Source organism: Peptoniphilus sp. BV3AC2 (genome assembly GCF_000478945.1).
Classification (GTDB): domain Bacteria; phylum Bacillota; class Clostridia; order Tissierellales; family Peptoniphilaceae; genus Peptoniphilus_B; species Peptoniphilus_B duerdenii.
The window spans coordinates 333650-347572 of the sequence record NZ_AWXD01000008.1 but is presented as its reverse complement, the minus strand read 5'-3'; the positions used below and the strand labels follow the sequence as shown (position 1 = coordinate 347572).

8 protein-coding genes are annotated in these 13923 nt (G+C 36.8%); 5 read left to right on the top strand and 3 right to left on the bottom strand.

Annotated features, from left to right (window positions below; translation table 11 throughout):
- Positions 1-51: 51 nt before the first annotated feature.
- The 3 genes from HMPREF1252_RS03465 to HMPREF1252_RS03455 are packed head-to-tail and all read right to left on the bottom strand — an operon-like array spanning position 52 to position 3450.
- On the bottom strand, positions 52-678 hold the full coding sequence (locus HMPREF1252_RS03465) for a response regulator transcription factor (protein WP_023059208.1): 627 nt from the start codon (positions 676-678) through the stop codon (positions 52-54).
- Positions 668-1957 carry a sensor histidine kinase gene (locus tag HMPREF1252_RS03460; protein WP_023059260.1) on the bottom strand — a complete coding sequence of 430 codons (1290 nt, stop codon included), beginning with the start codon at positions 1955-1957 and terminating at the stop codon, positions 668-670. The genes HMPREF1252_RS03465 and HMPREF1252_RS03460 overlap by 11 nt, the downstream gene beginning before the upstream one ends.
- Positions 1954-3450 carry a hypothetical protein gene (locus HMPREF1252_RS03455; protein WP_238318182.1) on the bottom strand — a complete coding sequence of 499 codons (1497 nt, stop codon included), beginning with the start codon at positions 3448-3450 and terminating at the stop codon, positions 1954-1956. The genes HMPREF1252_RS03460 and HMPREF1252_RS03455 overlap by 4 nt, the downstream gene beginning before the upstream one ends.
- 405 nt (positions 3451-3855) lie before the next feature.
- Between HMPREF1252_RS03455 and HMPREF1252_RS09225 the strand changes: the two genes are divergently transcribed.
- The 5 genes from HMPREF1252_RS09225 to HMPREF1252_RS09220 all read left to right on the top strand — a co-directional run bounded on the left by HMPREF1252_RS09225 (position 3856) and on the right by HMPREF1252_RS09220 (position 13866).
- Positions 3856-4578, top strand: coding sequence for a copper amine oxidase N-terminal domain-containing protein (locus HMPREF1252_RS09225; RefSeq protein ID WP_023059374.1), 723 nt, complete (start codon positions 3856-3858; stop codon positions 4576-4578).
- Positions 4579-4603: 25 nt separating this feature from the next.
- Complete coding sequence (locus HMPREF1252_RS03445) at positions 4604-5857, top strand: SPFH domain-containing protein (protein WP_023059236.1); 1254 nt, start codon at positions 4604-4606, stop codon at positions 5855-5857.
- Between the two features lie 8 nt (positions 5858-5865).
- Complete coding sequence (locus tag HMPREF1252_RS03440; protein WP_023059343.1) at positions 5866-7395, top strand: TFIIB-type zinc ribbon-containing protein; 1530 nt, start codon at positions 5866-5868, stop codon at positions 7393-7395.
- A gap of 371 nt (positions 7396-7766) precedes the next feature.
- On the top strand, positions 7767-9368 hold the full coding sequence (locus tag HMPREF1252_RS03435) for a VWA domain-containing protein (RefSeq protein ID WP_023059376.1): 1602 nt from the start codon (positions 7767-7769) through the stop codon (positions 9366-9368).
- 382 nt (positions 9369-9750) lie between these two features.
- Positions 9751-13866 (top strand): S-layer homology domain-containing protein, encoded by a 4116-nt coding sequence (locus HMPREF1252_RS09220; protein ID WP_023059290.1) that lies wholly within the window; start codon positions 9751-9753, stop codon positions 13864-13866.
- Positions 13867-13923: the final 57 nt, after the last annotated feature.

The following is a 13923-nucleotide window of genomic DNA, read 5'->3' as shown; positions in this document are numbered from 1 at the left end:
TGGAAAATTTAAAAAAATTAGGGCTCGTGAGAGCCCTTTTTGGTTTAAATTTTAATCGTCTTCTATTACAAATCCAGTGACCCGCGCTTGAATTGCAAGTTGTGTCCTACTTGCAAATCCTGTCTTGTCCAAGAGATGTTGGATATGGGTCTTAACTGTGTTTAGTGAGATTCCTAAGCTATCGGCGATTTCGTCGTTACCCACTCCTGTGGTAAGGAGCCTTAACACTTGTATTTCCCTCGGAGTTAGGTCGGTGGATTTAGTCATGCCCAGTTTCACCTCTGGAGTTTTAATTGGATAGATGGATTCTCCATTTAGTGTCCTTTCGATTATTTCTAAGATTGTCTCCTCAGATACTTCTTTGTACCAGAAACTTTCGATGCCAATCTCTTTTGCCCTATCCATCCAGGAAACTTCTGGCATACTTGTAACGGCTATGATTTTTAGTTCTGGTTTTAATTTCTTTATCTTTTCTGCAGCATCGAGGCCATTTGAACCGTCCTGCATCAGTATGTCCATGATTACCAGGTCCAGTTTAGTATTTAGTACATAGGTATCTGCAAACATGGCGGTGTCGACGCAGTAGACAACTTCGTAGTCTGGGCATTGGTTTATATATAGTTTAAACATTTCTCTGGAGACGAACTGATCGTCAACTATCATTATTTTATAGGTCATAGTTTCCTCCTTTTGGCCAAGATAGGTCCAAGGTGAATTGTGGATTAAGTTCTATATTCATCTTGCCACCAAAACTTTTTATCCTTTGATGGATGTTTTTGAGACCGCCCTTTTCTTTTATAGGTTCTTTAGATGGGATGCCGTCGTTTCTTATCTTGCAATGGATATTTAAATCTCCTTCTCGCAATGTAATCCATATATTTTTAGCTTGACCGTGACGAATAGCATTGTTAAGTGCCTCGTGAACTATATCGACCAAGAGATTTAGATCGCCCTCGTCCCTTGGAATTTCACCGTCTAAGTGGACTATAACTCCGATATCTTTTGCAGTGGAGATTAGTTTTTCAAATTTTGCTTCATTCTTCGAAGAATCATCATTTTCACTTAAGAAATTTTCTTTTTCGTTTAGCATAACAAGACTTTCCATCCATAAGTTTATGAGCTTATCTCGATCTTCCTTCGTCTTTTTATCCATATCCAAGTATCTTTTAAAATAGATTAGTGATTGACCAATTTTGTCATGAATCTTGACTTTCGCCTGCAGGATTTCCTTTTGTCTAGTGTATTCTCCCACATTTTTTTGATATTCTTTGAGACTTCTGTTAATCTTTTCGATCTGTCTATTCTTTTCTTCAATCTCTTGGTACAGACCCCACTCAAGGGTGATTTTATATGCCAAGGTTTCCCTCACATTTTCGTGAAGGACAATCTGTATTTGCCAAATATCTCCCAAAGCTTCTATAACTAGAGGATCCTTTTGCAAGATACGAGCATCCTTTTTTATATTGTTATTTTTTATATCTTCTGCACAGACGATGTCATTTACAAGCATGTTTCCGAATACTGCGTAGCTAATATCCTGCATTACTCTATTTACCAAAATAGGTGTTCCATCTAGTTTTGAAAAACAGATGCCGTCAGGGAGATTGTCCATACTTTCCTTGATGGAGTTCTTACCTATGACACTATTCTTAGTTTTTATAAAACTTATGGCAAAGATAATTTCAAGGATACAGAGGAACAAATCATAGATTATAAATAAGTAAACGGGAAGGTCCACCATAGGTTTTGCTATGTAGAGTCTGCCGGTTCCAATCTCTGCCAAAATTTGCATAGAGAAAAAACTCAATGAGAAGATGAATATACTATGTGCAAAATACTGGGCGTGCAATTTGCTATTTGCTGTATCGACAACAATCTTTACACTTGCAACTAAGATGGCAGTGTTAAAGATAAATAGAAGAGCAAGGTTGTAGATGCTTAGATTTATAAGAGTCATAACTGCCTCCTTCCAAGAGATATACATAGATTTATTTCATCATCTGCCATATCTTCTACAATCAAGATATTATCTTTTGTGTAAGTATATTTGTACTTATCTAAAAAAGATTTAGGCTCTGCTCCTTTAATTTTTATACTTAACACTGGAGCATTCTCATCCATATAAAGATTTATATAAAGAGAGTCGATACCAGGCATATAAAATTCTAAAGCATATTGAAAAATTTCATAGAGATTAAGACAGTACTTGGCATCAAACTTTCCACTAAGTTCCCAATCTATATAGGTATTTACATCGCTTAGCTTCAGATAGTCTAGGGATTCACAAAATGCAAGCCTAAGCTCAGATAGATCCAAAGTATTTTTATTTTTAGTAATCAAAAATAAGTTGGCGTACCTCTTTATATATACATCGAGAAAACATGCGTGTTTTAGTTTTATCTCAAACAAATCCTCATCTTCTGGAAGATTCATAAGTATGTATTTTAGCTGATCGAACTGAGGTTTTAGCTTCATTTGAATATGATTTCTAATCTCTCTTTGTTCTTCCAGCTTAACCATATTTTTCTGCAAGATGTTATTTGCCTTTAGAAGTTCGTTTTCGCTTAGCATATCTTCGCTGATACTGATTAGCTTTCTCTTAAGATTGTTGAAATCTGTAAAATCTACAAACCAAAAAGATTTACCACCCTTGATCTTTGCACTTTCAAACATGGTATCTTCATCGATAAAGATTGGATTTGATAGTGCATCTTCAATGAGAGATGGCTCGATATCTCTATACATTTTTGGGCTGAAGATCATTTTGCCATTTAAGTCCATAATCCCAATATTTAGAGAAGAAAGCTGTAAGAATGATTCGTATCCTCTGTTGGAAGGCAGAAGCCTCATAAATACCAAGGACTCAATAAAAAGCACCACCATCAAGATATTGAATTCTGCACTTTTAAAAATAATTTTAAAGTATTCGAAATTTTTCCAACCAATCATGTATAGGAAAGTATATAAGCCCCAGATGATAAGTATAAAGATAGGCAGATTTACAGAAGCTAAATTTCTATTTTTAAATGAAGGAAGCATTGTAAATACTAAAGTGCATAGAGAAAGAAGTCCTATGTAGATAATTACAAAATAAAATACTGGACCGTACATATTTAGACCTCTCACATTTGGGTCAACGGAGAAGACGAGCTCGTGGTAGTCGTTGGTCAAGATTAAAAGGGCAGCTACACAAGTAGGTATCCAAAGAAGGTTCCAATGCTTGCTTATATTTTCTCTCTCTGATTTACCTACGTGAAGAGAAGTGAGGAACACTAGATGAGTTAAAACAAGTGGAAAGACAAAGTAGAAATTTCTTATAAGTCTTACTGCGTCTTCATTCCCGATCAAAATTTCGTACTTCACCGTCCTCACCGTGAGATAACATATAAGAAGTATGCCGATAATTCTAAATCCAGTGAGTGTAGAACTTCTAATTACTCTATTCATCATATTATGCATCCATATAAAAATTACAAATGTATAGAGAATAAGCACAATGGTATGTATAGGGAAATCTATATAGTGATAAAAATCCAAAGCGTGTAGCAAACAAGCGATTAAGACCAAACAAATAGAAACGATATAACTTATGATTTCTTTGCGATACATAGTAACCTCCCTTCAAAAATATTCTACGAAATAAAATTTATTAAACTATTAAATTAATAAAATAAATAAAATCTTTTTTTAATTATATCAAATATATTATCTATAATCTATTGACTCCACTGTAAAATAAAAACTAAAAACTTTATAAAAGTCATCCTTTCGGGTGATGTGGAAAGAAAAATAATTTTGTAAGATAAAGGTAGAAAGTGAGAAATCTATTTCCATACAAGTGATAAGGAGGATGCTATGCCAAAGAGAAAGAAGAAATTTAAAATCGCAATACTAATTCTAGCGGCAGTTTTTATGACGGGATTTAAAGCACAAAACGATGTAAAAATCTATGTAAATGGAAAATTTGTAAAATCAGATCAACCGCCACTTATATTCGAAAACAGAACCTTTGTACCGGTCCGCGTTATTGCAGAAGGTCTCGGCGCAAAGGTTGAATATCATAGAGAAGACTTAACTGTGACCATTGAAAAAGATCACACAAGTATTCGTCTAGCCATAGGAGACGACAAGGCTGGGTTCTCAGATGGGATAAAAGCTGGTCCAGTTCCAATAGATGCACCGGCATTTATAAAAAACAACAGAACCTACATTCCACTTAGAGCCATCTCAGAACTCTTCGATATGAATGTCAATTGGGATGCCAAGAAAAGAGCGGTCTACATAGATGAAAAGCCTGTGCCAGTTGGACTACTCACAGTGGATGATGCAGGAGATGAACTTATAAAGAAACTTAGAGAAAAGAAAGTCTTTGACAAGGACGCATATGTAGCAGAAGCAAGTGATTACGAAGTAGAATATCGTGGCAGTAAGGAGATTGGTTTTTGGGTCACCCTGAGAAAAGATAATCCATTTGACGAAGAACTGGCAGAGTTAGTGGGACACTACTTCATAAACAAAAATGGGACCCTGGTCCTTAAATATGATGTGGTCAAGGACACATTTGAAAGAATTTATTAGAATTAAATGAAATAGGAGGTAAAAAATGGGATTTATACAAGCATTTAGAGGTTCACTAGGAGGAACTCTCGCAGATCAATGGAAAGATTTTTACGGACCGATGGAAGGAGTACCGGAAACGGCGGCAGTATTTCCAGGAGTACCAATGGGAACAAACAACGGTAGAGGTGCAAATTACAAAGGAAATGAAAATGTAATTACCAATGGAACCAAGATCATCGTTCCAGAAGGAACCGCCCTCGTAACCATCCAAGACGGAGCAATCACCGGAATAATTACAGAGATAGGTGGATATATTTACAGTTCAGACGATCCAAATTCAAAATCCATATTTTCAGGGGACGGACTGATGGACTCCTTAGTCAAAACATCCTGGGAAAAATTTAAGTTTGGAGGCATACCAGCCACAAACCAACTTCTCTTCTATGTAAATCTAAAAGAAATACCAAACAATAGATTCGGCACTCAAAGTGAAATCTATTGGGATGATGCCTTCTTCGGCACCCAAGTAGGAGCAGTTATAAGAGGAACATATACGGTAAAGATTGTAGATCCAATCTCATTTTTAAAAAATTTTGTCCCAGTTAAATATCTAAGTTCTGGAGCACCAGCATTTGATTTAGGCGATATGGATAACGAAGCTTCAGAACAACTATTTAACGAAGTAGTTGGCAGTCTATCAGCAGCATTTTCAAACTATACCAATGACCCAACCAGAGGCAATAGGATGAGCAAGATCCAAGGGGATCAAATTGGATTTGCAAAATCACTATCAGCTGCAGTTGAAGACGGTTACGAATGGAGATCCACCCGTGGTCTAGAAATCGTGAAGACAGCCATCCTAGCCATCGAATATGACGAAGACACCAAGGAGATGATGAAGGATGTCAAGAGAGCCGATGCACTTTCAGGCTCCCGTGGCAATTCATTTATGCAACAATCAGTGGCAAGAGGTATAGAGGCCGCAGGAGAAAATGGTGGAGGTGCAAACATGGCATTTATGGGAATGGGCATGAATGCTGCAGGAAATATGATGGGCGGGGTTCAACAACCAAATGTAGGAAACTCCTACCAACCTAATTTCGGTGGCGGTCAGATAAATCAAAACCAAGCACAAAAACAAGGCTACTATGAACAAGGTCAACCTCAACAACAAAACCAAAACCAACCACCAGAAGATCCAACAGAAAAACTAATTAAGATGAAGAAACTTCTCGATGCAGAAGTCATAACCCAAGAAGAATTTGACAAGATGAAGAGGGAAATACTAGGACTATAGGTGATCTTATGAAGGACGATATAAAAATAATAGATATGTCAAGCGGCTTAAAGGATGGTCAGATCAAGTGTCCTAAGTGTGGCTCAACAGACATAGAGACCAACACCAAGACCGGCAAGCTCAGATGTAATTTCTGTAGAACTGAATTCGAGCCAGAACTAGCACCAGAAGATCAAGACATAAGTACATTAGAAGGAACCACCATGGGAAGTGGAGCAGCAGACATAGACGAAGCGGCGGAAAGTATGGTGACAGTTAAATGTGAAAGCTGTGGCGCAGAAGTAGTAATTGACACTAACACCACCACCCAAGCAAGATGCCACTGGTGCCGCAACACACTTTCCATCAACAATATAGTACCTAATGGAGCAGTGCCAGATGTAATCCTTCCATTTAGCGTAACAAGGAGCGACGCAAGGGAAGAGATAGAAAAATTCGTCAAACAGAGAAGATTTTTCGCCCATCCAAAATTTACAAGGGAGTTTACCACAGAGAACATCTGCGGAGTCTACCTTCCGTACATGCTTGTGGATGTAAATGCCCACATGCACCTATGGGGCGAAGGTCAAATAAAAACTAATAGTTACGAAGTCGGCATAGGGGACGACAAACATACAGAGTACGACGCAGATTGCTACGAAATCGAAAGAGACTTCGATATATTTATAGATGATCTATCCATAGAATCTTCAACCGACAAACTGGACTACACAGCCAAGGAAAAAACTACCAACATCATAAACGCAATCATGCCTTTTGACACAGAAAACTCAGTGAAGTTCAACGCCAACTACATGAAAGGCTACACTTCAGAGAAGAGAGATAGCAATATCGACTTTCTAAGAGAAGCAGTCTTTGCACAAAGCTCCGACGTGGCAAGACTTGCGGCAAAGGAGACTGTGGAAGAATATGACAGAGGCGTAAGATGGGAGGACGAAGACTATAAGGTCAAGGGAGATTCCTGGAAGGCAGCCTACCTACCAGTGTGGCTCTACAGCTATATGGAAAAGAAAAATGGCAAAAACCTCCTTCATTACGTGGCGGTAAACGCAAGGACCAAGGAAACCATGGGTAGCGTACCAATAAACTTCACGAAACTATTTTTCGTATCAGTATTAGTAGAAATCTTCGGAGGACTAGTAGCATTTGTCTTGAATCTAGTGGCGCAAATGAGCATGTTTGACGATACAAAATTCCAAGACTCAAGACAGTTCTTCTGGATACTACTAATATCAGGATTCGTATTCTACTTCACAATCTATGCAAGGTACAGAAACTCAGATGAAAGACACCACTACGAAGTAGAAACCAAGCACGAAATAAGTAACCTAATTTGCGAAGACAAATTTGTAAAAAATCTAAAAGGACTTGCAGAATGTTATATCGAAGGCGAAAACTCAAGTGAACTAAAAGGCAACAGGCTCGATCTAACCAAGGACAAATACCTTAAAAAAGCAAAAGAAAAGGGAATCCTAGACGAAGTCGAAGAAAATAAAAAGAGGCTAAACGAGACTTTTGACAAGAAGAAGGTAAATTAAACTGATTAAGAAATGAAAAGAAGATAATTGTGGGACTATTTGGTAAAAAAATAGAGATAACTGATCACTTTCATAATTTATTCTCCTGGAAAACTTGGAAGGACAAAGGCACTCCGAATTTGGGGTGCTTTTGTATTTATTTTTCAAATATCATCCTTTCGGGTGATGTGCAAAAGAAAAAAGTAGAAGAATAGAATAATTTAAAAAACGCAAAAAATTTTAAAAGTTTGCAAAAAAACATAAAAAATTTACAAAAAAAATTATAAAATTTCACAAAATATCATCCTTTCGGGTGATGTGGAAAAGAAAATAATTTTGTAAGATAAAGACAGAAAGTGAAAACATTTCCATACAAGATAAGGAGGATAATCATGAAAAGAACAAAGAGATTTATATCCCTATTTTTAGCAATTATAATGCTACTAGGGGCAGTAGTCTTTAGTCCTACGCCAGTACAGGCTCAAGGACAAGGGACGGAACCACCACAATGGGTGAAAGACCAAATTACCCAAGACTTAGATACGGATTTGAAAGATCCGGGATCAGTTAAGCTATATACGCCAATCATAGAAGAGGATGAGACTTACGCCAACAGGTGGCATGTTAAAGCGCTTATTGCAGCAAGAGATACTGCCAGGACAACAGACATAGTCCTTGTTATGGATACATCTGGTTCTATGAAGGGAAACCGTATGACTTCCGCTATAGCTGCTGCTCATAGCTTTGTTAATACAGTATTGCAAGACGGCTCACAAAACATGCGTGTAGCCATAGTTCCTTTTGCAGGTGAAGTAGGAACTGAAACAGACTTTACAGATAATATAACTACCTTGCACGCAGCTATTAATAACATGAATGCAAAGGGGGGTACTTTCACACAAGGCGGTATATACAAAGCTAGACAAATGCTAGAAGCATCTAAGGCAAACAACAAATACATGCTAGTTATGTCAGATGGTGTACCAACATATAGTTATGAAATACAAGATCCAGATACCTATGCAACAGATTATGTAAATGATGTTGCTTACGATCGTGGCTTTTTGGGCAACGAATTAAGAGCTAGTGGATATGCAACTAATGCAAATGTAGCAGAATCAGACTTTACTTATAATGACTATAATAAAACCGGAAATGGTTCTTACATGTATTATTTATACCAACAAGGAAGTCTTTGGAGTTATAATCTTTTCTACAACCATGGTAACTCAGCTGTAGCAGAAGCGGGTTTTGCTAAAAACGCTGGCATCCATGTTTATTCTATAGGCCTACAAACAGATGCAGATGGTAGTGATGTTCTCAGAAGAGCAGCTTCAAAAGACAGTTTTATAGAAGTAACAAATGTAGCAGATCTAGAGCCAGAATTTAAAAAGATAGCAAATAATATATTGAAGACAGTTAATGATGCAAAAGTGCATACAGAATTCAATAAAGGATTCGAAATTCCAAGTGATGTTCCTGATAACGAGCTTAAACACTCACCAGGAGCTAAGATAATTACAGATACAGATGGAAAGAAAAAGTGGTATATGCACTCTGTTTCGACAGTATATGATACTGATGATTCAACTCTTAAGTATGAGTATATTGAGTATGTGATCGATTTAAATAATGATATATTGGATGCAAATGGCAATGCACCAGGCACTGTAGATTTATTGAAGAGTATTAGTGTTGAGTATATAGATGTAAATGGCAAAATTCAAACATTACTTCCAGCAAGTTTACCAAATCCTGTTACACCAACTATAATTACAGTTAAAAAAGTAATAAAAAACAATGAAGGCGGAGCTGCAGTCGATAATGCCCAAAGAGAGTTTGAATTCATTGTTAAATCAAGTGATAAAAGTGAAAATTATCCATCAATAAAGCTTAGACCTGGACAAACAAGACTTCTTGAGCGTATAAAGAAGGCGAGCACATATACTATATATGAAAGCAAAATAGGTAAAGCATACGAGTTAAAAAAATGATGGTGGGGAAACAAAGAATTTTAAAGAGTTTGATGTAGCTGATTACTATAGCAAGTTCAAGGCTACAAAGAACAATGTAGAGTCTACTACAGCTGTAACTGCTACCGATGGAGTAGGTAAAGAAGTAAGTACAGGTAAAATAAGTGACTTAACAGAAAAACAAATTATTGTTTTTGAAAATGCAGAACAAAGTGGAGCAAAAGCAAAAGTAACACTAGAAAAATTAATAGAAAATAAAACAGGCCAAACAGTTACACCTAGCGGAGATAAAGAATTTAAAATAACTTTTGCAAAACAAGGTGATGAGAACTCTACTAAAGAAGGGGAGGTAGTAGTATTTAATTTAAATGCAGGTAAAGACAAATCTCAAACTAAAGATAAAATGAGGTTTACAACCTATGTTGTTAAAGAAGATACAGAATCTGCTAACCCATACACACCTAAAGACAAAGAGCAAGGTAAAAAAGTAAAAGTAACCCTTTACGACGTTTTAGCTGGCGGAGACAAAGGACAAGAAGTAAGCTTTACTAATGTTTTTGATCCAGATAAAAAAATAGACTTCACAGCTGAAAAGAAATGGGAAGTTCCGACCGGTCTTACACTAAAAGACGCAGACTACCCAACAATGAACTTCACCCTTTACAGAAAAGTTAAGGGCGGAACTGAAGCAGAAGTTAAAGATAATGGTGTAAAGCCAGCAGAAATTACAAAAGAAAAACGAACTGCAGGATGGAAAAATCTTGATGCATTTGATGCTAGCGGAAATGAATATACCTATTCAGTAGAAGAAACATTCAAAGACACAACTGACGCTAAAAACGCTAACTGGATCACTGGCAAAATGGTAACTGAAGAAGGCAAAAACACAATAACCAATAAGCTAAAAGAAGTTGCAAAACCAGGTGAAAATCCAGATCCAGAAAAGAATCCAGTTGGAAAACTAACAATAAAGAAAGTTCTTAAAAACGAAGCTGAAGCTACTCAAATGAAAGCTCTAAGAGCAGCAAGCGAACCAATTAAGTTTAGCTTTGAAGTAACAGGGCCATACAACTACAAAGAAACATTTAAATTAGCAGCTGGCGAAGAAAAAGAACTAAAGAACCTATACTATGGAGAATACACAGTAAAAGAAACAGAAACAGAAACCCATGGATTCGAACCAAGTTATAATCCAAAAAACGGAAAAGCAACCCTAAAAGCTGGCGAAGCAGAAAAAACAATAATCGTAACCAACACAAACAAAGGTGGAACAACTACAGACCCAACAAACGTTACAATAACAGTAAATAAAGTATGGGTCGGTGGCACAAAACCAGCAACAGAAATTGAACTTTGGAGAAAAGGTCAAGATGCTAAGGGAACTGCAATAGATGAAAAAGTAAACAAATTCACAACAACAGAAGGACAAGATTCATCACAAGAATTTAAAACAAAAGAAGATGGAACCCCATTAGCAAAATACGATCCAAGCGGTCGTGAATTTGAATACTATGCAAAAGAACTAAACGTTCCAGCAAACTACAAGGCAACATATAGCCAAGACAAACTAACAGTAACCAACACTTATAATGCTCCAAAAGATGGCGAATTCACAGCTACAAAAGTTTGGGATATGACAGGTGCAGGAAAAGACTATCCAAGTCCAGAAAAAACAGATGTATGGTTTAAACTGTATAGAAACATTGCAGGCCAAGCTCCAGTTGCAGTAGAAGGTGCTGACCTTAAGAAAATTGCAAAAGATGCAACAGACCTAACAGCAAAATGGGAAGGATTAGACAAAACAGATAAAGACGGAAAAACTTATGTCTATAGAGTAAAAGAAGTGGACAAAGACGGAAACGACTTTACACCTGAAAACTTCAAGAAAACAGAAGAAACAAACAAAGTTACAAACACGATTCTTCCAAAAGCTGAAAGAACTGGAAAACTAACAATAAAGAAGAATTTTGTAAATACAAGACCAGCTGCAGCAAGCCTAAGCTTAATGTCAAAAGTAGCACCAAAAGCCTTGACATTTAAAGCAACAGTAACAGGACCTTATGGATACAGTAAAGAAGTAGAATTATCTACAACAAAAGACGTAGTATTAGAAAACCTATACTTCGGTGAGTATACAGTAACTGAAAAAGCAGGGGACGAATACGAGGCAACTTATAATCCAGCAGGTGGAAAAGTTACACTAACAGCTAAAGATAAAGAAGCAACAGTTACAGTAACAAACACTGTAAAAGCTGAAAACGAAAATAGAGACATTACCCTAACAAAGACATGGGAAAATGGACCAGCTAGAACAGCTGAAGATATTACTGTAACACTTAAGAGAAACAATGAAGTTCAAACAGCAACAGCAACTGTAACAAAAACAAATGACCATGAATTTGTATACACCTTCAAAGGTCAAGCAGTATATGATGGAAATGGAAAACCATATGAATATACAGTAGAAGAAAAAGTTAAAGATGAACTTAAAGACCTATACACTGCAGGAAAAATTGAAGGAACAGCAGAAGAAGGGTTTACAGTTACAAACACTTACAAAGTACCAAAAGACGGTTCATTCACAGCTACAAAAGTTTGGGCAGGGGACGAAAAAGTAACCAGACCAACAATGAACTTTGAACTTTGGAGAAAAGTTGGAGAAACAGATGAAAAAGTTCCAGAAACAGCTGTAAAAATAGTAGATGGAACAAACATGACTGCAACTTGGGAGAAGTTAGAAAAAACAAACCAAGCAGGTCAAGAATATACTTTCTATGTAAAAGAAACATTCAAAGAAGACTCTGTAGAAAACCAAAACTGGAAGTTAGGCGAATTTGATGATAAATCAAAATCAATTACCAACACAGTAAAAACACCTAACGATGGACTTGGAAAACTAACAATAAAGAAAGAACTACTAAAAACCGGCGAAGGCGTTATGGTCTTAAGATCTGCAGCTGAACCACTTAAGTTTTCATTCAAAGTAACAGGACCTTATGGATATGAAAAAACTTTCGACTTAGCCCCAGGTGCAACAGAAGAATTAACAGATCTATACTTTGGAAAATACAAGGTAGAAGAAACTGACAGCAAGGGTTACACACCAACCTACAACCCAGAACAAGAAGTCACTTTAACAACTACTGACAATGATATAACAGTAACAGTAACAAATACAAGTAAAACAGATACAAACTCAGTAACAGAAGTAACAGCAACAAAGGAATGGGTAAACGGACCTGAAGAAGACCACATAGCAGTAGACTTAACTCTAAAGAGAATATCAGCAAAAGAAGGAAGCGAGGAAGAAACAGTAAATGCAACAGCAACAATTACAGGCACTGCTCCAACCTTCACATACAAGTGGTCAAATCTAGCTAAGCATGACGCTAATGGTTATGAATACACGTACTTCGTAGAAGAACCAAATCTACCAGAAAACTACGAGGCAACATATAGCCAAGACAAACTAACAGTAACAAACACCTATAAAGCACCTCAAACAGAAGAATATTTAGCAATATTTAATGGAAATGGTGGAAAGCCAGTTACTCAAAAGAAAATTGCTAAAGATGGAGAAGTAATTGCAGGTGTAATAATACCAACAAAAGAAGGCTATAAATTTGTAAAATGGGTAAAACTAGGCACAAATGTAGAGTTTGATCCAACAAAACCATTTAGCAAAGACATCTTAGACCCAGGCGATAATAGTGTAATGTTTACAGCAGTTTGGGAAAAGGGTGAAACATCTGAGCCAAATCCTGAACCTCAACCAGAACCTCAACCAACACCTTATTACAATCCATGGTGGCCAATTTGGTTCGGTTCATCTGAAACAAAGAAAGAAGAACCAAAACCATTAGAAAGACATGACGCTTATATTTCTGGATACCCGGATGGAACTGTAAGACCTGATGGCAAGATCACTAGAGCGGAAGTATCTGCTATATTTGCAAGATTAACTGAAAGTAGTGCTCCTGCAAATTATTCACCTAAGTTCTCTGATGTTCTTGCATATGATTGGTTCTGCGACAGCGTTATGAAGCTTTCTAAGAAAGACATCATCAAGGGATATCCTGAGGGAACATTCAAACCTAATAAGAGTATAACTAGAGCAGAATTTGCAGTAATTGCTTCTAAATATATCAAGAATCCAAAAGCTGCAGATGAAACATTCTCAGATGTTCCAATGAATCATTGGGCTAAGGATGCTATCGCTAAGGTTAAGGCTGAAGGATTGATCTCAGGCTATCCTGATGGAACATTCAAACCAGATGCTCCTATCACTAGAGCTGAAGCTGTATCTATCGTAAACAGAATGTTTGATAGAGTAGCTGATGGTGAATTCGTAAGAAACCACAAGTTTGAAATTAAATCTTTCAAAGATTTAGTAGAAAATCACTGGGCATACTACAAAATATATGAAGCAACAAACGGTCACGATTTCGTAAGAGATAGTAACAAAATAGATGAAGAATGGAAATACGTAACCAACAAATCATTCGTATATGATAAATAATATTTATAAGGCTCTTGATCTACAAGATGGCAAGGACATCATCTGGAATAGCAAGTC

What these genes read in the sequence shown, in the direction of transcription:
- HMPREF1252_RS03465 (WP_023059208.1), bottom strand. Translation starts at nt 678, where the DNA reads ATGACCTATAAAATAATGATAGTTGACGATCAGTTCGTCTCCAGAGAA.
- HMPREF1252_RS03460 (WP_023059260.1), bottom strand. Translation starts at nt 1,957, where the DNA reads ATGACTCTTATAAATCTAAGCATCTACAACCTTGCTCTTCTATTTATC.
- HMPREF1252_RS03455 (WP_238318182.1), bottom strand. Translation starts at nt 3,450, where the DNA reads ATGATGAATAGAGTAATTAGAAGTTCTACACTCACTGGATTTAGAATT.
- HMPREF1252_RS09225 (WP_023059374.1), top strand. Translation starts at nt 3,856, where the DNA reads ATGCCAAAGAGAAAGAAGAAATTTAAAATCGCAATACTAATTCTAGCG.
- HMPREF1252_RS03445 (WP_023059236.1), top strand. Translation starts at nt 4,604, where the DNA reads ATGGGATTTATACAAGCATTTAGAGGTTCACTAGGAGGAACTCTCGCA.
- HMPREF1252_RS03440 (WP_023059343.1), top strand. Translation starts at nt 5,866, where the DNA reads ATGAAGGACGATATAAAAATAATAGATATGTCAAGCGGCTTAAAGGAT.
- HMPREF1252_RS03435 (WP_023059376.1), top strand. Translation starts at nt 7,767, where the DNA reads ATGAAAAGAACAAAGAGATTTATATCCCTATTTTTAGCAATTATAATG.
- HMPREF1252_RS09220 (WP_023059290.1), top strand. Translation starts at nt 9,751, where the DNA reads ATGAGGTTTACAACCTATGTTGTTAAAGAAGATACAGAATCTGCTAAC.